The sequence below is a fragment of the Mesorhizobium sp. M0771 genome (assembly GCF_040320155.1).
Classification (GTDB): domain Bacteria; phylum Pseudomonadota; class Alphaproteobacteria; order Rhizobiales; family Rhizobiaceae; genus Mesorhizobium.
On sequence record NZ_JAMYPC010000010.1, the window covers coordinates 90,022 to 106,373 of the forward strand.

Annotated in this window: 18 protein-coding genes, 1 other RNA gene and 1 pseudogene; 10 read left to right on the plus strand and 10 right to left on the minus strand. The window is 62.5% G+C overall.

Going from position 1 to position 16,352, the window contains the following annotated elements; translation table 11 throughout:
• The first annotated feature begins 41 nt into the window (after positions 1 to 41).
• The 3 genes and pseudogenes from NKI05_RS17080 to NKI05_RS17090 all read left to right on the plus strand — a co-directional run bounded on the left by NKI05_RS17080 (position 42) and on the right by NKI05_RS17090 (position 1,389).
• Complete coding sequence (locus NKI05_RS17080; protein WP_023684154.1) at positions 42 to 524, plus strand: SRPBCC domain-containing protein; 483 nt, start codon at positions 42 to 44, stop codon at positions 522 to 524.
• Positions 525 to 544: 20 nt separating this feature from the next.
• The gene (locus NKI05_RS17085; protein WP_023728642.1) at positions 545 to 907 is read left to right on the plus strand and encodes a VOC family protein; all 363 of its coding nucleotides are present in this window, start codon (positions 545 to 547) and stop codon (positions 905 to 907) included.
• A 28-nt stretch (positions 908 to 935) separates the two neighbouring features.
• Positions 936 to 1,389: pseudogene (locus tag NKI05_RS17090) on the plus strand (SRPBCC family protein).
• A 22-nt stretch (positions 1,390 to 1,411) separates the two neighbouring features.
• Here the strand turns inward: NKI05_RS17090 and NKI05_RS17095 are convergent.
• The 5 genes from NKI05_RS17095 to ssrS all read right to left on the minus strand — a co-directional run bounded on the left by NKI05_RS17095 (position 1,412) and on the right by ssrS (position 4,570).
• A complete protein-coding gene (locus NKI05_RS17095) occupies positions 1,412 to 2,173 on the minus strand; it encodes a TerC family protein (RefSeq protein WP_031205303.1) in 762 nt (253 codons plus the stop codon).
• 73 nt (positions 2,174 to 2,246) lie between these two features.
• Positions 2,247 to 3,071, minus strand: a complete 825-nt coding sequence (locus tag NKI05_RS17100) for a TIGR00282 family metallophosphoesterase (RefSeq protein WP_023668734.1) — start codon at positions 3,069 to 3,071, stop codon at positions 2,247 to 2,249.
• Positions 3,072 to 3,127: 56 nt separating this feature from the next.
• A complete protein-coding gene (locus tag NKI05_RS17105) occupies positions 3,128 to 3,655 on the minus strand; it encodes a DUF3592 domain-containing protein (RefSeq protein WP_196814896.1) in 528 nt (175 codons plus the stop codon).
• A gap of 82 nt (positions 3,656 to 3,737) precedes the next feature.
• Complete coding sequence (locus tag NKI05_RS17110; RefSeq protein WP_023668732.1) at positions 3,738 to 4,322, minus strand: 5-formyltetrahydrofolate cyclo-ligase; 585 nt, start codon at positions 4,320 to 4,322, stop codon at positions 3,738 to 3,740.
• 92 nt (positions 4,323 to 4,414) lie between these two features.
• A non-coding RNA gene (gene ssrS / locus NKI05_RS17115) (6S RNA) lies at positions 4,415 to 4,570 on the minus strand.
• A gap of 149 nt (positions 4,571 to 4,719) precedes the next feature.
• Here ssrS and NKI05_RS17120 point away from each other — a divergent pair.
• Positions 4,720 to 5,559, plus strand: coding sequence for an AAA family ATPase (locus tag NKI05_RS17120; protein ID WP_023668731.1), 840 nt, complete (start codon positions 4,720 to 4,722; stop codon positions 5,557 to 5,559).
• Between the two features lie 43 nt (positions 5,560 to 5,602).
• Here the strand turns inward: NKI05_RS17120 and NKI05_RS17125 are convergent, their stop codons facing one another.
• Positions 5,603 to 7,141, minus strand: a complete 1,539-nt coding sequence (locus NKI05_RS17125) for an MFS transporter (RefSeq protein ID WP_352792722.1) — start codon at positions 7,139 to 7,141, stop codon at positions 5,603 to 5,605.
• A 142-nt stretch (positions 7,142 to 7,283) separates the two neighbouring features.
• Between NKI05_RS17125 and NKI05_RS17130 the strand changes: the two genes are divergently transcribed.
• From NKI05_RS17130 to msrB, 6 genes are all read left to right on the plus strand, one after another.
• Positions 7,284 to 8,147, plus strand: a complete 864-nt coding sequence (locus NKI05_RS17130) for a LysR family transcriptional regulator (RefSeq protein ID WP_352792724.1) — start codon at positions 7,284 to 7,286, stop codon at positions 8,145 to 8,147.
• Positions 8,148 to 8,205: 58 nt separating this feature from the next.
• The gene (locus tag NKI05_RS17135; protein WP_023668728.1) at positions 8,206 to 8,652 is read left to right on the plus strand and encodes a GNAT family N-acetyltransferase; all 447 of its coding nucleotides are present in this window, start codon (positions 8,206 to 8,208) and stop codon (positions 8,650 to 8,652) included.
• A 35-nt stretch (positions 8,653 to 8,687) separates the two neighbouring features.
• Positions 8,688 to 8,930, plus strand: coding sequence for a type II toxin-antitoxin system HicB family antitoxin (locus NKI05_RS17140; RefSeq protein ID WP_031204429.1), 243 nt, complete (start codon positions 8,688 to 8,690; stop codon positions 8,928 to 8,930).
• A gap of 26 nt (positions 8,931 to 8,956) precedes the next feature.
• The gene (locus NKI05_RS17145) at positions 8,957 to 10,147 is read left to right on the plus strand and encodes a vWA domain-containing protein (RefSeq protein ID WP_023815246.1); all 1,191 of its coding nucleotides are present in this window, start codon (positions 8,957 to 8,959) and stop codon (positions 10,145 to 10,147) included.
• Positions 10,148 to 10,163: 16 nt separating this feature from the next.
• Complete coding sequence (locus NKI05_RS17150) at positions 10,164 to 10,961, plus strand: MBL fold metallo-hydrolase (RefSeq protein ID WP_023704917.1); 798 nt, start codon at positions 10,164 to 10,166, stop codon at positions 10,959 to 10,961.
• Between the two features lie 100 nt (positions 10,962 to 11,061).
• The gene (gene msrB / locus NKI05_RS17155; protein WP_023688927.1) at positions 11,062 to 11,466 is read left to right on the plus strand and encodes a peptide-methionine (R)-S-oxide reductase MsrB; all 405 of its coding nucleotides are present in this window, start codon (positions 11,062 to 11,064) and stop codon (positions 11,464 to 11,466) included.
• A 61-nt stretch (positions 11,467 to 11,527) separates the two neighbouring features.
• On the opposite strand, the gene NKI05_RS17160 is transcribed toward msrB, so the two are convergent.
• The 4 genes from NKI05_RS17160 to pyc all read right to left on the minus strand — a co-directional run bounded on the left by NKI05_RS17160 (position 11,528) and on the right by pyc (position 16,250).
• Positions 11,528 to 11,839, minus strand: coding sequence for a hypothetical protein (locus tag NKI05_RS17160; protein WP_023688926.1), 312 nt, complete (start codon positions 11,837 to 11,839; stop codon positions 11,528 to 11,530).
• Positions 11,840 to 11,846: 7 nt separating this feature from the next.
• On the minus strand, positions 11,847 to 12,287 hold the full coding sequence (locus NKI05_RS17165; protein ID WP_023688925.1) for a hypothetical protein: 441 nt from the start codon (positions 12,285 to 12,287) through the stop codon (positions 11,847 to 11,849).
• Positions 12,288 to 12,380: 93 nt separating this feature from the next.
• On the minus strand, positions 12,381 to 12,641 hold the full coding sequence (locus NKI05_RS17170) for a DUF2312 domain-containing protein (protein WP_023668722.1): 261 nt from the start codon (positions 12,639 to 12,641) through the stop codon (positions 12,381 to 12,383).
• 150 nt (positions 12,642 to 12,791) lie between these two features.
• Positions 12,792 to 16,250 carry a pyruvate carboxylase gene (gene pyc / locus NKI05_RS17175; protein ID WP_352792727.1) on the minus strand — a complete coding sequence of 1,153 codons (3,459 nt, stop codon included), beginning with the start codon at positions 16,248 to 16,250 and terminating at the stop codon, positions 12,792 to 12,794.
• Between the last annotated feature and the right edge of the window lie 102 nt (positions 16,251 to 16,352).

Consider the following 16,352-nt stretch of genomic DNA (forward strand, 5'->3'; position numbering starts at 1 on the left):
TATAACATATCGTCGAGCCAATCAAGGAAGGAGCTGTGGATATGTCTCTTGGATTCAGAGTTTCCGGGCGCATCGGCAAACCGGTCGCAGAAGTCTTCGACGCAGTCGTCAATCCGGAGAAGCTCAGCGGCTATTTCACCACCATCGGCGGCGCCAGCGCCCCGCTGGAAGCCGGCATCGGTGTCGTCTGGTGGGGAAAAGTGCCGGTCGAGGTCGATGAAGTGGTCAAGGACAGCCGCATCGTGTTGCGCTGGGATGCCACAGATGCCGACGACAGGCCGGCCTACAAGACACGCATCGAGATGAACTTCGAGCCGCTGGACGATGGCGGCACCCTTGTGACCATTGCTGAATCCGGCTGGCCGGAAGGCGTGGTCGGCCTGCAGAAATCCTACCTCAATTGCGAGGGCTGGTCGCAGATGCTGGCTTGCATGAAGGCCTATGTCGAATACGGCATCAACCTGCGCGACGGCTACTACCGCGGCGAGATGAGGGGCGAGCCGGCCAACGAGACAAACAGATGAACCGCGCAACGGAGCCCGCAATGACCGCGAAAATGACAGGTGGAATCAACATCGCCATGAAAGTCCCGTCACATCAGTACGAGGCGACGATCGCCTTCTATCGCGACGTCGTAGGCTTGAATCCATTCACCGCCAAGGCGCCGGCCATCGGCTTCGAGCTCGGCCCCAACCGTCTGTGGATCGACGAGGCGCCGATGCTGAGCCAGGCCGAAGTCTGGCTTGAGCTTTTCACCGACGATTCTGCAGCCATTGCGGATCATCTCGCCAAGGCCGGCGTCGTCCGTTGCGACGCGGTCGAGCCCCTGGGCGAAGGCTTTCGCGGCTTCTGGATCGCCAACCCGGCCAGCATCGTTCACATGGTGCGCGAGCCCGACGCCTGGTAGCGCAAAGCCGGACAAGGAAGGAGCATCGATGGAAATTCACAAAACGCCGACTGCCGAGCCGGCATGCTGATTAAGCGGCCGGTCGCCGAGGTCTTCGAGGCGATCGTCAACCCGGCCATCACCACGAAATTCTGGTTTACCCACAGTAGCGGCCGGCTGGATAGCGGCAAAGAGGTTCGCTGGGAGTGGCGCATGTACGGCGCCTCGGCGATGTCAATGTCAGCGAGATCGTCGAGAACAAGAAGATCGTCATGCAATGGAGCGATCCGCCGACCACTGTGGTCTGGACATTCACGGAGATGCCCGGCGCCGAAACGCCTGACGGTGCGACCTTTCTTGAGGTCAGCAATTTCGGCTTCGCCGGCACCGCCGACGAGCAGGTCAAGCAGGCGGTCGGCTCGACCGACGGCTTCGCACTGGTTCTTGCCGGCGCAAAGGCATGGCTGGAACAGGGCCTGTCGCTTGGCCTGATCGGGCGCTAGGGCCGCCCCTGCGACGCCAGCCTCAATGCCCGCCGCCGGATTTCTTGCGCCGCCGCGCCAGCATGTTCAGGCCCTCGACCAGGGCGGAAAAGCCCATCGCCGCGTAGATGTAGCCCTTCGGCACATGATAGCCCATGCCGTCGGCGATCAGCGTCATTCCGATCATCAGCAGGAAGCCCAGCGCCAGCATGACGATGCTCGGGTTCTTGGCGATGAAGTTGGCCAGCGGCCCGGCCGCCAGCATCATCACGCTCACCGCCACGATCACGGCGATGTACATGATGGCAATCTCGTCGGTCATGCCGACGGCGGTGATGATCGAATCGATCGAAAAGACGAGATCGAGCAGCAGGATCTGGAAGATGGCGCCGGCAAGCGAGATCTGCAGCGTCTCGCCCATCATCGTATCCTTGTGGTCGTCGGGATCGACGGTGTGGTGGATTTCCTTGGTCGCCTTCCAGACCAGGAACAGGCCGCCGGCAATCAGGATCAGGTCGCGCCAGGAAAAGCCATGGCCGAACGCTGTGAACACCGGCGTCGTCAGCTGCACGATGATGGAGATGGTTGCGAGCAGCACCAGCCGCATGATCAGCGCCGCCGAGATGCCGAGACGCCGGGCGCGGGCGCGCTGCGCTTCCGGCAATTTGTTGGTCAGGATCGAGATGAAGATCAGATTATCGATGCCGAGCACGACCTCGAGCACGATCAGCGTCAGCAACGCGACCCACGCGGTTGGATCGGAAACAAATTGAAAATGCGGCGCAAAGAACTCGATCAGCTGCATGGAGGTCGTCCCCTCTTTAACGATCTAGAGCAGTTTCGTCGCCAGTTAGGTACTTTACTCGACTATATCAATGTCATGACCAGAAGGATGGCGCGGTTTCTTCGAGCCGCGGCCCGCGACGAAAAGGCGCGATCTTCTCGGTCAGGCCGGTGCGGTCGGAAATAGTGACGCCGACGCCGCACAATGTCGCCGGTCCGGTCGCTGCTTCGAAGCGGCCCTTCGGCACTTTCGACAGGAAGCGGTTGAGCGGTTCTTCCTTGTCCATGCCGAGCGAGGAATCATAGTCGCCGCACATGCCGGCATCGGACATATAGCCCGTGCCGCCATTGAGGATCTGGTGGTCGGCCGTCGGCTGGTGCGTATGGGTCCCGATGACGAGGCTGGCGCGGCCGTCGACGAAATGCGCGAAGCACATTTTCTCCGAGGTCGCTTCGGCATGGAAGTCGATGACCACGGCATCGGCCTGCTCGCCCAGCGGACAGGCGGCCAGCTCCCGCTCGCCGGCCTGGAACGGATCGTCGAGCTCGGGATGCATGAACACCCGGCCCATAATGTTGGCGACCAGCACGCGCGCGCCGTTTTTGGCGATGTAGACGCCGGAGCCGCGCCCCGGCGTGCCCTTGGGGAAGTTGGACGGACGCAGGAAGCGCTCCTCGCGCGGCGCGAAGACCAGTGCGTCGCGCTGGTCCCAGACATGGTTGCCGGTGGTGACGACATCCGCACCGGCGGCGATGGTGTCGCGAAAAATGTCTTCGGTGATGCCGAAGCCGCCGGCGGCGTTCTCGCCATTGACGATGACGAAGTCGAGTTTGAAATCCGAGATCAGGCCGGGCAGTTGTTCCCACACCGCCGTACGTCCCGATTTGCCCACCATGTCGCCGAGGAAGAGAAGTCTCATGCCCACTTCTATCCAGAGGCACGGACGCTAGGCAAGCGCTACCCGGGCGATTGGCGCTAACGCCGGCCGAAAGTACCACGCTGCTGTTGAGACGGCTTTGCGCTCGCGCCCGCGACGCGAACTGCCGAAGGCATCATCGGTGACGCCGGCGGTGCGGCGCGTCCGCGCAGCCAGAAGAACCAGACGTAGAAAACAGTGAACCCACCAGTAGCGGCCAGGAGCAACAGCCCGCCGCGCCAGCCCTTCATCGCCGCGGTATCGAGGATCGATGGATTGGCAGGGTTGTAATACAACTCCACCGCGTCGCCTTTGGACGCCGTGTAGAGGCCGATGTCCTTTCCCTTGCCGGACCACGTCATCGGTGCATCGTTCGCGACATAGGTGACAGCGACGTTGATGCCTTTCGCGGTGAGGCCATTACCCTGGGCTTCGCTGTAGGAACTGATATCCGTCACTGTGGCAACCGTCTGATGCCAGGCGAACTGGTGGTGCAGGGCCGTTCCGGAAATGTGCAATGCCATCGCGAACAGCGTTACCGCGATGAGGACGAACGGCATCAGCAGGAAGCGTGCGAAGACAAACATGATGGCCGCCATCGGCTCGGACTGTGTTGCCGGAATTCTATCCGGCACGTCTTGGAAACGCGTTAAGCGGGATCGCGGTCTTTTAAGCGATGTCGAAGCGGCGCAAACCGCTCTCGGTGAGTATTTCCGGGATGATGACGTCGTGCGCCTCATCCGGCACCAGACCCACCTCCTGGCAATCGAAGGCGATGCCGATCAGTCGTGGCGGCTGGCCCTTGTCGATCAGCCTGGCGATGGCGCGGTCGTAATAGCCGGCGCCATACCCGATGCGATGACCGCGGCTGTCGAAGGCCGCGAGCGGCACCAGCATCACCGCGGGATCGAGAACCTCGGCCTCCGCATGCGGACCGACCGTGCCAAAACCCATCTCGACCATCGGCGCGCCGCGCACCAGTTCGCGAAAGACGATGGTGGTCTTGTCGAGGATGGCCGGCAGGCAAAGCCTGGCCCCCTTCTCGCGCAAGGCAAACATCAGCGGCCTGACGTCGACTTCCGATCGCATCGGCCAGAAAGCTGAAACGATCTGACCCGGCTCGATGGCGAGGTGGTCGCGCGCCGTCTCGGCCATCTCAAGCGCGATCTCCACCCGCCACAGCGGATCGAGCGCATCGCGACGGCCGAGTGCCTCGAGGCGCAACTGCTTTTTCAGGTCTTTGGGAGATGTCATGCGCGGACGATAGAAAAGGTCGGATCTGGGTGACGTTTCATGAGCGACGTTTTCTACCACATCATCCGCCAAACTGGGCGGATACAGGTAAGTGACGATCCACACAACCGGTGGAGAGAGCGATCCCGGGAACCTACAAAGTAGGTGGGCGCCGTATGAGAAAACCCACGGGTCTTCCCAGGGACAGCTCCCTAAGGATCGTTAAGGCCCCGGGGAAAATGTTCTCCTGCCGGGAAGCGCAGACCGCCAAGCCCAATATAGGCGGCTGGTCGGTCAAGCGCTAGTGACATGAGCCGATGTTTCCATTTCGATCTCACACGCTTGCGTCGCAGCCGGCTCGCCCTTGCACAGGTCAAGCAGCGTCCTTACGATCGCGCTCACCAACCGAGGAGCAAGTATGCGTTTCGAAGGCACGGCGGCCTATGTCGCCGACAAGGATCTGATGGTGGCGGTGAACGCCGCGATCGCGCTGGAGCGGCCATTGCTGGTCAAGGGCGAGCCGGGCACCGGCAAGACCGAGCTTGCCCGCCAGGTGGCATCGGCGCTCGGCCTCGACCTGATCGAATGGCACGTCAAGTCGACCACCCGTGCGCAGCAGGGACTGTATGAATATGATGCTGTCTCGCGGCTGCGCGACAGCCAGCTCGGCGATGCCAGGTTCAACGACATCAAAAACTACATCAAGCGCGGCAAGCTCTGGCACGCCTTCGCGGCCGGTAAGAAGGTCGTGCTGTTGATCGACGAGATCGACAAGGCCGATATCGAATTCCCCAACGACCTTTTGCAGGAACTCGATCGGATGGAGTTCTTCGTCTACGAAACCGGCGAAACGATCCGCGCCGCTGTGCGCCCCATCGTCATCATCACTTCCAACAATGAGAAGGAACTGCCCGACGCCTTCCTGCGCCGGTGCTTCTTCCACTACATCCGCTTTCCCGATGTCGACACGCTGCACAAAATCGTCGACGTGCACTATCCCGGCATAAAGCAGAATTTGGTGCGTGCTGCCCTGACCCAGTTCTACGAGATCCGCGATATGCAGGGGTTGAAGAAGAAGCCGTCGACCTCCGAGGTGCTCGACTGGATCCGCCTGCTGGTCGCCGACGACATCGCACACGAGGATCTGCGCGCCGACCCCAGGAACGCGCTGCCGAAACTGCACGGCGCGCTGCTGAAGAACGAGCAGGACGTGCATCTGTTTGAGCGCCTTGCTTTCATGGCCAGGCGGCAGGGATAAGGATCGGCGGGCGGGCTGAGCGCTATGAGCGGGCTTCGGCCGATCACTCGGCCGCCGCAAGCCCTGTCTCCTGCGGCGCGACGCGCTTCGGCCCGAAGATGACGAAGCCGATGACCGACAGGGCGAGAACGCCGATCCCGCAATAGAGCATGACCCAGCCGAAACCGTTGACCAGCGCGGCATGCACGATGGCGCCGGACGGGTCGAGGGCTGCGAGCTTCGGCGTCCCCTGCGCAAGGCCCTCCAGATTGCCGGTGGCGACCCTTTCCGCCAGTGCCCGCAACTCATCCGGCTCCAAAGCCGCGCCGAGTGTGGCCCGCAGGTGGGAAACGATACCTTGCGTCAGCAGCAGGCCGAGCACCGCGATGTTGATAGCGAGCGTGATCAGGCGTGCGCTGATGTCGATGCCGGACGCCATGCCGGCACGATCCGGCGATACCGCGCCGGTCGTGGTATTGGTGGTCGGCGAATTGGTGAGACCGATGCCGATGCCGGCAATCAGCGTGCCGGGCAGCATGGTCAGCCAGGTGGCGCCCTCGAGCCTGGAGCCGATCCACATGGCGATGAAACCGATCCCTAGCGTCAGCAGACCGAGCGGGATGGCAATTCGTGCCTGATAGCGCGCGCGAATGCGCTCGGCGATCGGCGGCATCACCATGAAGGGCAGCGTGTAGACGAGCAATAGCAGGCCGGTCGTCGTGCTGTCGTAGCCGAGAACGCCGGAATAATAGATCGGCAGATAGATGATGAACGGCCAGTAGCTGAAATTCATGCCGATGGCGCCCATGATCGCGCCGGAAAACTGGCGGATGCGGAACACGGAGAAATCGAACATCGGATAGGGATTGACCCTCTCGGCGACAAGGAAAGCGATGAACGCAGCCACGGAGGCTGATATCACGCCGATGCGGGCGCTGTTCCCGAGATCCGCACCCTGCGTAATCAGATAGGAGAAGCCGAACACAGAAGCCGACAGCGTCAGCATGCCGGCCCAGTCAAGCTTCTGGGCGTTGTGATCGCGCGATTGCGTGACACCGGCGCCGATAAAGGCGAGCGCCAGGATCGCCAGCGGCACGTGGATGAGGAACACCCATTGCCAGTTCGACAGCGCCACGATCAAGCCACCGATGGCGGGCCCGAAACCGAGCCCGATGCCTGAGACGACGCTCCAGGCGACGGAAGCCTTGCCGCGTTCGCGGCCGTCCTGGAACTGATGCGACAGCACGGCGACGCTGCAGGTCAGCATCGCGCCGCCGGCGAGACCTTGCAGGAAGCGGGCGGCGATCAGCAGCGCCGCACTCGGCGCCAGGCCGCACAGCAGCGAGGCGAGGCCGAAGGCGACGGTGGTGATCACCATCACGCTCTTGCGGCCGAAACGGTCGGCCAATGTCCCTGTCGCCATCAGCACCGTGGTGCAGGCAATGGTGTAGGCGTTCATGATCCATTGCAGGTCTTTGAAATCGGCGGCGAGCACGCTTTCCAGTTTCGGCAGGATCACCGGCACGCTGGAGATTTCGAGCCCGAACAGCAGCGACGCCAGGCACACGCCGGTGAGCGCTATGGTGTTTCGTTGAATTGGCATATCGATCTCTTTCCATCCGAGCATGAGGCGCTCTTCAAACCGCGACCGGTTTGAGATAGAGGAGACTCGACCATGAAAAAAGGCTATGCTCGGCTATATCAGAAATGACAAAACGGAATGATTGGCCCAATGGAGTGCTGCGATGACCAGTCTTGATGTGGACGCCGTACGAACCTTTGTGATGGTGGCCGATCTGCAGAGCTTCACCCAGGCGGCATCGGCGCTGGGCAGCACGCAGGCGACGATCAGCGTCAAGCTGCGCCGCCTTGAGGAGAAGCTCGGCGCGCGATTGATCGAAAGAACGCCGCGCCGCGTCAGCCTGTCGGCACGAGGCGCCGTCTTCCTCCCCGCCGCGCGCGACTTCCTTGCCGCGCACGAGCGCGCCATGGCGGAGTTTGCGTCAGCACCGTGCCGGCTTGCGCTCGGCTTTGTCGATCATGCCGCCGGTCCGGCGCTGTCCATTCTGATTGCCCAGCTCCATGCGCACGATCCATCGCTGACGCTCAGTTTGAGGATCGATACCAGCACGGTGCTCAAGGAAGCTTTCGATCACGGCGAGCTCGACGCGGTTATCGTGCACCGCGAAGGCGACAGCCGTCCTGGCCGGACCTTGTCGCGCAACCACTATGGCTGGTTCGCCGCACCTTCCTTCGAGTGGCAGCGCGGAACGCCGTTGCGCCTCGCGCTCTTAAGCACCGTGTGCAACTGTCCGGGTCGTGTGCGGGCGGTCGAGGCGCTGGACAAAGCAGGCATCGCCTGGGAGGAGGCCTTCGTCGGCGGCGGCGGCGCGGCCGTCAACATTGCGATATCGGCGGGCTTTGCCGTTTCGGCGCTGGCTCACTGCGTCGCTCCGCCCGGCCTGATCGAGGTTGGCCGCAAGCTCGGCCTGCCGTCGCTTGACCCCTCCGAAGTGGTCCTGCATTCGCACAATCTGGCGCCGCGGGCGCGTGACGCGCTGCAAATGCTGGCGACCGCATTTCGCGAGTACAATTCGCCGGTGGATTAGGCGATGGTGTTTCCGATCTGATTCCGCCGGAATCCGATAAGGCCTTCGAGGAACCGAAATGACCGAGATCACCGTCCGCCCGCTGGCGCTGGCCGACCATGCCGACTGGCGGCGGCTGTGGACTGCCTACCTCACCTTCTACGAGACCAAGCTGCCGGACGAGGTCTACGACATCACCTGGAAACGACTGTTCACGGAAGGTGAATTCGAACCGAAGGGGTTTATCGCCACGCTCGACGGCAAGGCGGTCGGCCTGACCCATTATCTCTATCACCGCTCCGGCTGGTCGGAGAAAAACAACTGCTACCTGCAGGACCTGTTCGCCGACCCTGATGTGCGCGGCAAGGGCATCGGTGCGGCCCTCATTGAAGCGGTCAAGCAGGAAGCCGGCAAGATCGGCGTCAAGAACGTCTATTGGATGACCCACGAAACCAACGCCACAGCGCGCAAGCTCTACGACCATGTCGCGCGGCGGACAGGTTTTATCGAGTATGATCTGCTATGATGCGAGCGCGGTCGAAATAACGCGGAAGGAGCCGAATGATCCGCTATGTCGGAATCCTGGATGGCAGTGACGGCGTTTGGGGAGTGCGGATGCCCGATCTCGCCGGCTGCCACGGGGCCGGCGCAAACCCGGCGGAAGCGATAGCCGATGCCGCCTCGGCTATGCGCGAATGGGCGGAAGCCCGCATCGCAAAGCACTTGCCCATGCCCAACCCACGACTGTGGCAAATCTTCTGCAATCCGGCGAAATCGACAGTGCCCGTGGCGACTCCGCCGTGACCGTTCGGCATAGATAACGGCAAACCATGTTCCTCCCCTTCTTTCTCGAACTAAAGGCCGCGCGCGTTCCCGTTTCGCTCAGGGAATATCTGTCGCTGCTGGAAGGGCTGGAGGCCGGGCTGGTCGACTATGACGTCGAGGGTTTTTACTACCTCGCCCGCGCCGCGCTTGTGAAGGACGAACGCCATATCGACCGCTTCGACCAGGTGTTTGCGCATGTCTTCAAGGGGATCGAGGCGCTCACCGGCCCCGATGCCGTCGGTGTCGCCAACATCCCTGAGGAATGGCTGCGCCGGCTCGCCGAAAAGCACCTGACCGAGGAAGAGAAGAAACTGATCGAGGCGCTCGGCGGTTTCGACAAGCTGATGGAGACACTGAAGCAGCGGCTGGAGGAGCAGAAAGGCCGCCACCAGGGCGGCTCGAAATGGATCGGCACCGGCGGCACTTCGCCTTTCGGCGCCTATGGCTACAATCCCGAAGGCGTGCGCATCGGCCAGCATGAAAGCCGCAATCGCCGTGCGGTGAAAGTCTGGGACAAGCGCGAGTTCAAAAATTTCGACGACGCCGTCGAGCTCGGCACCCGCAACATCAAGGTGGCGCTGAAGCGCCTGCGTCGCTGGGTGCGCGAGGGTGCGGAGGAAGAGTTCGACCTGCCCGGCACCATCCATGCCACCGCCGAGCACGGCTATCTCGATGTGCAGACGCGCCCCGAACGGCGCAACGCCGTGAAGCTCTTGATGTTCTTCGATGTCGGCGGCTCGATGGACGACCACATCAAAAGCGTCGAGGAGCTGTTTTCGGCCGCCCGCGCCGAATTCCGCCAGCTCGAATATTTTTACTTCCACAACTGCCTTTACGAGGGCGTCTGGAAGGACAATCGGCGCAGGCATGCCGAGACCATCCCGACCTTCGATCTGCTTCACAAATACGGCCCCGACTACAAGGTGATCGTCGTCGGCGATGCCTCGATGAGCCCTTACGAGATCGCGCATCCCGGCGGTTCGGTCGAGCATTGGAACCCGGAAGCCGGCAGTGTCTGGCTTGGCCGCCTCATCCAGCAATGGCCGAATGCGGTCTGGCTGAACCCCGAAAACCAGAAAAACTGGGGCTTCACCCATTCGATCGCGATGATCCGCGATCTCTTCGGCGGCCGCATGTTCCCACTGACGCTGGCCGGGTTGGAAGCCGCGACGAAGCAGCTCTCACGCAAGCATTGATATGAGAGGAAAACCGATGACCTGCTTTCTTTGCCCGCAATGCGGCGTCCAGTTCGCGGCAACGCAGACCCCTCCAGAAAATTGCCCGATCTGCGAGGACGAGCGGCAATATGTGCGCTGGGAAGGCCAGGCCTGGATCACTGGGGAAGAACTCTCTGCCGGGCATAGGCTTGTGATGAAGGACGATGCCGGCGTTCTCGCTTTCGGCATCGAGCCGCGCTTTGCTATCGGCCAGCGGGCGCTGCTGGCGCAGACGCCGCACGGCAATGTGCTGTGGGATTGCATCTCGATGGTGAGCGACGAGGCGGTAGCCGAAATCAACCGTCGCGGCGGCCTGGCCGCGATCGCCATTTCGCACTGCCACTATTATTCGGTGATGGTCGAGTGGAGCGAGGCGTTTGGCGGCGTGCCGATCTATCTCCATGCCGACGACCGCCAGTGGATTATGCGGCCGCACAACGCCATCGTCAGCTGGGCGGGCGAGACGCTGGCCATAAACCCGTCGCTGACACTCGTGCGTTGCGGTGGCCATTTTGCCGGCGGCCAGGTGCTGCATTGGAAACGCGATGACGGTAACGCCCTGCTGTCCGGCGACATATTGCAGGTGACGCCGACGCGTCGCCATGTCAGCTTCATGTACAGCTATCCGAACTACATTCCGCTCAATGCGCCGGCCGTGCGACGCATCGCGGCGGCACTTGAGCCTTTCGAATTCGACGACATCTACGGCGCGTGGTGGCAGCAGAACATCATCGGCGACGCAAGAACGGCATTTCATGCGTCGATCGCCCGCTATCTTCAGGCGATTGGGTAGGAGCTCGGCTGAAAATGCGAGCAAAACACGTAACAAACGCCTATCTCTAAGCGAATATAGCTTGCAACCAACAACAAGCCGCCAAGGCTGAGGAGATCAAATGGACACCCACACCTACCCTGTCACCCGCACCGACGCCGAATGGCGCGCCCGCCTGACGCCCGAGCAATATGCGGTCATGCGCGGCCATGGCACCGAACGGCCCGGAAGCTGCGCGCTGCTCTACGAAAAGCGCGCCGGCACCTTTTCCTGCGTCGGCTGCGACCAGCCGCTGTTCGAATCCAAGCTCAAGTTCGAGAGCGGCACCGGCTGGCCGAGCTTCAATGATCCGGTGCCCGGTTCGGTCGAAAACACCGTCGACCGCAGCTACGGCATGGTCCGCACCGAATGCCACTGCGCCCGCTGCGGCAGCCATCTCGGCCATGTCTTCGAGGACGGCCCGCCGCCGACCGGCCTGCGCTATTGCATCAACGGCGTGGCGCTGAAATTCGAGCCGACGGCTTAAACCGCAGCTTGACCACCATCTTCAAAGGCGGCTTCGGCCGCCCTTTTTCGTGTCAATCTTCTCAGACAACCACCACCAGGATCAGCCAAAGCGTAGCCCCGAGCGTCATCAACGAAGCCTTGGCGCCACTGGATTTTTCCGTGGTTCGCCAGACGGCAAAGGTCAGAAAGATGTTGTAGGGCACGGGCGCGAAATGCACCGCCAGGACGACGGCGAGCGGCAGCTTCAAGCCGAGCAGAATGAGCGCGGCCACCGACGAGGCGATGTTGATCGCCGTGCCGACAAGGACTAGATCGCGCCAGAACAACCGCTCGACCGGCACCGCGCCTTGCCAGCGCGAGCCGAAGAAGGATCCGATGCTTTGCACCAACACCTGATAGCTATCCCTCTCCCAGCACGTCGGTGACGGCGCGCTCGAAGCGCGAGCATTCCGTCACCAGCCAGTCGGCCATGGCCGGCCAGTTGTCCTCGGCATAGCAGTTCACCCGCCACATCGAATTGATGCCGAGGCCCTCGCAGCTCTGCTCCGGCCTGAGCTTCAGCCTGTCTTCGATTGCCGGTTGGAACGGCTTCAGCCGCGACCAGACCCCGGTCGCGCCGAACTTCCCGTTACGGCCGAAAAAGACGCCAACTTGGCTTTGCGCCGGCGCGACATACATCGACAGGACCAGAGCGAAGTCAGGCAGCCCGCGCTGCCAGAACCAGGGTCCGCGCCGCGCCATGGAAGCGCGTTCCTCCGGATGCCGTTCGGCGAACAGCGCCCAGAAGCTGCGTTGGCGGAATTCAGAGGCGCGGCGGGCGCCGAAGTCGAATTCGCTCATTGTTCGATGCCCGTTCCAGCATCATTCCTTGGCCCGAGACTGTTTCGAAATTCGCTCCGGCGATATCAACCGGAGTAGAATTTCCAGACAGCCTTACACCATGCCGAGCGCGGCCTTGTAGAGATCGAGGATGGTTTCCTCTTCCTGGCGCTCGGCCTGGTCCTTCTTGCGCAGCCGGATGATCGACCGCATCGCCTTGGTGTCGAAGCCGGTGCCCTTGGCCTCGGCGAACACTTCCTTGATGTCGTCGGCGATGGTCTTCTTTTCTTCCTCGAGCCGCTCGATGCGCTCGATGAAGGCGCGCAACTGGCCGGCGGCAACAGTCTGGCTGGTATCTGTGATGTCGTCGGCCATGTTTTTTCTCCGCTACTTTTTAAGCACCGCGATTCTGGCGCGGTAAATTGGGAGCGGGTTCGATGCCCGAGCAGGCGCGGCGGGTCAAGCCATTATCGATGCTCCATCAACGGCTGCTGCCAGCCGTCCCCAGTGTGATGGATCCGCGCGTCAGCCAAACGCGATCAACAGATCCTTCGCATCGATCTGATCGCCGGCCTTGACCAGCACTTCGGCCACTGTGCCGTCGCGCTCGGCATGCAGGGCCGTCTCCATCTTCATGGCTTCGATCGACAACAGCACGTCGCCGGCCTTGACCGCTTGGCCGGCGGCAACCGCAAGGGCGGAGACCACGCCCGGCATCGGCGCGCCGATATGCGCCTCGTTGCCGGGCTCGGCCTTGCGCCGAGCCTTGGCCGCCGAGGCGCCATGCGCCCTGTCTGGCACCCGGACACGGCGCGGCTGGCCGTTGAGCTCGAAGAACACGGTGACCATGCCCTTCTCATCGACGTCGCCGATCGCAAGGCAGCGCACCACAAGCGTCTTGCCTTTTTCGATGTCCAGGAAGATCTCGTCTTCGGACTTCATGCCGTAGAAATAGGTCGGCGTCGGCAGCACACTGACCGGCCCGTAGGTTTCCTGCGCGGCAGCGAAGTCGGTAAACACTTTCGGATACATCAGCCAGGAGGCGAATTCGTACTCCGAGAGCTTGCGCTCCAGCTTCTGCTCGATCTCCTTGCGGCTGGCCTTGAGGTCGGCTGGCTTGAGCAGCGAGCCCGGCCGCACGGTGATCGGCTTGCTTTCCTTCAGTGCCTTCTTCTGCAGCTTCGCAGGCCAGCCGCCGGGCGACTGGCCGAGATCGCCGCGCAGCATCGAGACGACCGAGTCCGGGAAGGCGATGTCCTTGGCCGGGTTTTCGACGTCGGCAACGGTCAGATCCTGGCTCACCATCATCAGCGCCATGTCGCCGACCACCTTGGACGACGGCGTCACCTTGACGATGTCACCGAACATCAAATTGACGTCGTGATAGGCTTGTGCCACCTCGTGCCAACGCGTTTCCAGCCCGAGCGAACGCGCCTGCTCCTTGAGGTTGGTGAACTGGCCGCCCGGCATTTCGTGCAGATAGACTTCCGAGGCTGGCCCCTTGAGATCGCTTTCGAAGGCCGCATACTGGTTGCGCACCGCTTCCCAGTAGAAGGAGATGTTGCGGATCCATTGCGGATCGAGGCCGGGATCGCGCTCGGTTCCCTTCAGCGCCTCGACGATCGAGCCCAGGCAAGGCTGCGAGGTGTTGCCGGAGAAGGAATCCATCGCCGCGTCGATGGCGTCGACGCCACTTTCCACGCTCGCCAGCACCGTCGCCGCCGACAGGCCTGACGTGTCGTGGGTGTGGAAATGGATCGGCAGGTCGGTGGCTTCGCGCAGCGCCTTGAACAGCACGCGGGCGGCGGCAGGCTTCAAAAGCCCGGCCATGTCCTTGACGGCGATGATATGGGCGCCGGCTGCCTGCAATTCTTTCGCCAACCCGACATAGTATTTAAGGTCGTATTTGGCGCGCGCCGGATCGAGGATGTCGCCGGTGTAGCAGATCGCCGCTTCGACCAGCTTGCCCTCCGCGCCCACCGCGTCCATGGCGACGCGCATATTCTCGACCCAGTTCAGGCAGTCGAAGACGCGGAACAGGTCGACCCCACCGGCCGCTGCCTGGCTGACGAAATGTTGCACGACATTGTCGGGATAGTTGGTGTAGCCGACGCCATTGGCGCCGCGCAGAAGCATCTGCAGCAAAAGGTTGGGGGCCGCTTCGCGCACTTTGCTCAACCGCTCCCACGGATCCTCGGTGAGGAAGCGCATGGCGACGTCGAAAGTGGCGCCGCCCCAGCATTCCAGCGACAGCAGCCGCGGCAGCGCCCGCGCATAGGTGCCGGCGATGCCGGCAATGTCATGCGTGCGCATGCGGGTGGCGAGCAGCGACTGGTGACCGTCGCGCATCGTCGTGTCGGTGACAAGCACCTCTTTTTGCTCACGCATCCAGGCAGCGAATTTCTCCGGCCCCAACGCGTCTAGCTTCTGCTTGCTGCCATCAGGCACATTGCCGTTGAGATAGGGCACGACAGGCGCTGCCGCATCGGTCTTGGGCATCGGTCGGCCGCGGGTTTCGGGATGGCCGTTGACGCTGACGTCGGCCAGATAGTTGAGAAGCTTGGTGGCGCGGTCCTGCCGCTTCACCTGCGCGAACAGCTCCGGCGTCGTGTCGATGAACCTGGTCGTGTAGGAATTGTCGGCGAAGCGCGGGTGGTTGATGATTGCCTCGAGGAAGGTGAGGTTGGTGGCCACGCCGCGGATGCGGAACTCGCGCAGGGCCCGATTCATGCGGGCGATCGCCTCGGCCGGTGTCGGCGCCCAGGCAGTCACCTTCTCCAGCAGCGGATCGTAGAAGCGGGTGATGACCGCGCCCGAATAGGCGGTGCCGCCGTCGAGGCGGATGCCGAAACCGGCGGCTTCGCGATAAGCGGTGATGCGGCCGTAGTCCGGAATGAAACTATGCTCCGGATCCTCGGTCGTGATGCGGCACTGCAGCGCGTGACCGTTCAGCCTGATGTCGGCCTGCGCCGGCACGCCCGACTCTTTCGTGCCGATGGCAAAGCCGTCCAGTATGTGGATCTGCGCCTTGACGATGTCGATGCCGGTCACCTGCTCGGTGACGGTATGCTCGACCTGGATGCGCGGATTGACCTCGATGAAGTAGAATTTCCCGGTGTCGGCGTCCTGCAGGAATTCCACCGTGCCGGCGCCGATATAGCTGGTCTCCCGCGCGATCTTGAGCGCATAGCCGCAAAGCTCCTGGCGCAATGCCTCGCTGAGGTAGGGCGCCGGCGCCCGTTCGACGACCTTCTGGTTGCGGCGCTGGATCGAGCAGTCGCGCTCGAACAGATGTACAGCGTTGCCATGCGTGTCGCCAAGCACCTGGACCTCGACATGGCGGGCGCGCTCGATCAGCTTTTCGAGATAGACCTCGTCCTTGCCGAAGGCGGCCTTGGCCTCGCGCTTGCCTTCCATCACCTCGCGGGCGAGGTCGGCTTCCGTGCGGATGGCGCGCATGCCGCGCCCGCCCCCGCCCCACGATGCCTTGAGCATCACCGGATAGCCGACTGTCTTGGCGAGCTGCTTGACTGCTTCCATGTCGTCCGGCAGCGGTTCGGTTGCCGGCACCACCGGCACGCCGACCTCGATGGCCAGATTGCGCGCGGCGACCTTGTTGCCGAGCCGGCGCATCGTGTCGGGCTTCGGCCCTATGAAAGTGATGCCGGCCTCGGCGCAGGCATCTGCGAATTCAGGGCTTTCCGACAGCAGGCCATAGCCCGGATGGATGGCGTCGGCGCCGGACAGCCTGGCGACGCGGATCACTTCCTCGATCGACAGATAGCTTTCGATCGGCCCCATGTCCCTGGCCAGATGCGGCCCGCGCCCGACCTGGTAGCTTTCATCGGCCTTGAACCGATGAAGCGAATATTTGTCCTCCTCGGCCCAGATCGCCACGGTTTTGAGGCCGAGCTCGTTTGCCGCGCGAAAGACGCGGATGGCAATTTCGGACCTGTTGGCGACGAGGATCTTCGTGATGGCCAAGGAAGGAGGCTCCGGACAGGGAGGGATGGGGCAGAGGCATGATTAACGCGAAAATGCTGCAGTGCAACCAAAATCGGGGAGAGATTAAACCGATTTAAAAGG

What these genes read in the sequence shown, in the direction of transcription:
- NKI05_RS17080 (WP_023684154.1), top strand. Translation starts at nt 42, where the DNA reads ATGTCTCTTGGATTCAGAGTTTCCGGGCGCATCGGCAAACCGGTCGCA.
- NKI05_RS17085 (WP_023728642.1), top strand. Translation starts at nt 545, where the DNA reads ATGACCGCGAAAATGACAGGTGGAATCAACATCGCCATGAAAGTCCCG.
- NKI05_RS17095 (WP_031205303.1), bottom strand. Translation starts at nt 2,173, where the DNA reads ATGCAGCTGATCGAGTTCTTTGCGCCGCATTTTCAATTTGTTTCCGAT.
- NKI05_RS17100 (WP_023668734.1), bottom strand. Translation starts at nt 3,071, where the DNA reads ATGAGACTTCTCTTCCTCGGCGACATGGTGGGCAAATCGGGACGTACG.
- NKI05_RS17105 (WP_196814896.1), bottom strand. Translation starts at nt 3,655, where the DNA reads ATGTTTGTCTTCGCACGCTTCCTGCTGATGCCGTTCGTCCTCATCGCG.
- NKI05_RS17110 (WP_023668732.1), bottom strand. Translation starts at nt 4,322, where the DNA reads ATGACATCTCCCAAAGACCTGAAAAAGCAGTTGCGCCTCGAGGCACTC.
- NKI05_RS17120 (WP_023668731.1), top strand. Translation starts at nt 4,720, where the DNA reads ATGCGTTTCGAAGGCACGGCGGCCTATGTCGCCGACAAGGATCTGATG.
- NKI05_RS17125 (WP_352792722.1), bottom strand. Translation starts at nt 7,141, where the DNA reads ATGCCAATTCAACGAAACACCATAGCGCTCACCGGCGTGTGCCTGGCG.
- NKI05_RS17130 (WP_352792724.1), top strand. Translation starts at nt 7,284, where the DNA reads ATGACCAGTCTTGATGTGGACGCCGTACGAACCTTTGTGATGGTGGCC.
- NKI05_RS17135 (WP_023668728.1), top strand. Translation starts at nt 8,206, where the DNA reads ATGACCGAGATCACCGTCCGCCCGCTGGCGCTGGCCGACCATGCCGAC.
- NKI05_RS17140 (WP_031204429.1), top strand. Translation starts at nt 8,688, where the DNA reads ATGATCCGCTATGTCGGAATCCTGGATGGCAGTGACGGCGTTTGGGGA.
- NKI05_RS17145 (WP_023815246.1), top strand. Translation starts at nt 8,957, where the DNA reads ATGTTCCTCCCCTTCTTTCTCGAACTAAAGGCCGCGCGCGTTCCCGTT.
- NKI05_RS17150 (WP_023704917.1), top strand. Translation starts at nt 10,164, where the DNA reads ATGACCTGCTTTCTTTGCCCGCAATGCGGCGTCCAGTTCGCGGCAACG.
- msrB (WP_023688927.1), top strand. Translation starts at nt 11,062, where the DNA reads ATGGACACCCACACCTACCCTGTCACCCGCACCGACGCCGAATGGCGC.
- NKI05_RS17165 (WP_023688925.1), bottom strand. Translation starts at nt 12,287, where the DNA reads ATGAGCGAATTCGACTTCGGCGCCCGCCGCGCCTCTGAATTCCGCCAA.
- NKI05_RS17170 (WP_023668722.1), bottom strand. Translation starts at nt 12,641, where the DNA reads ATGGCCGACGACATCACAGATACCAGCCAGACTGTTGCCGCCGGCCAG.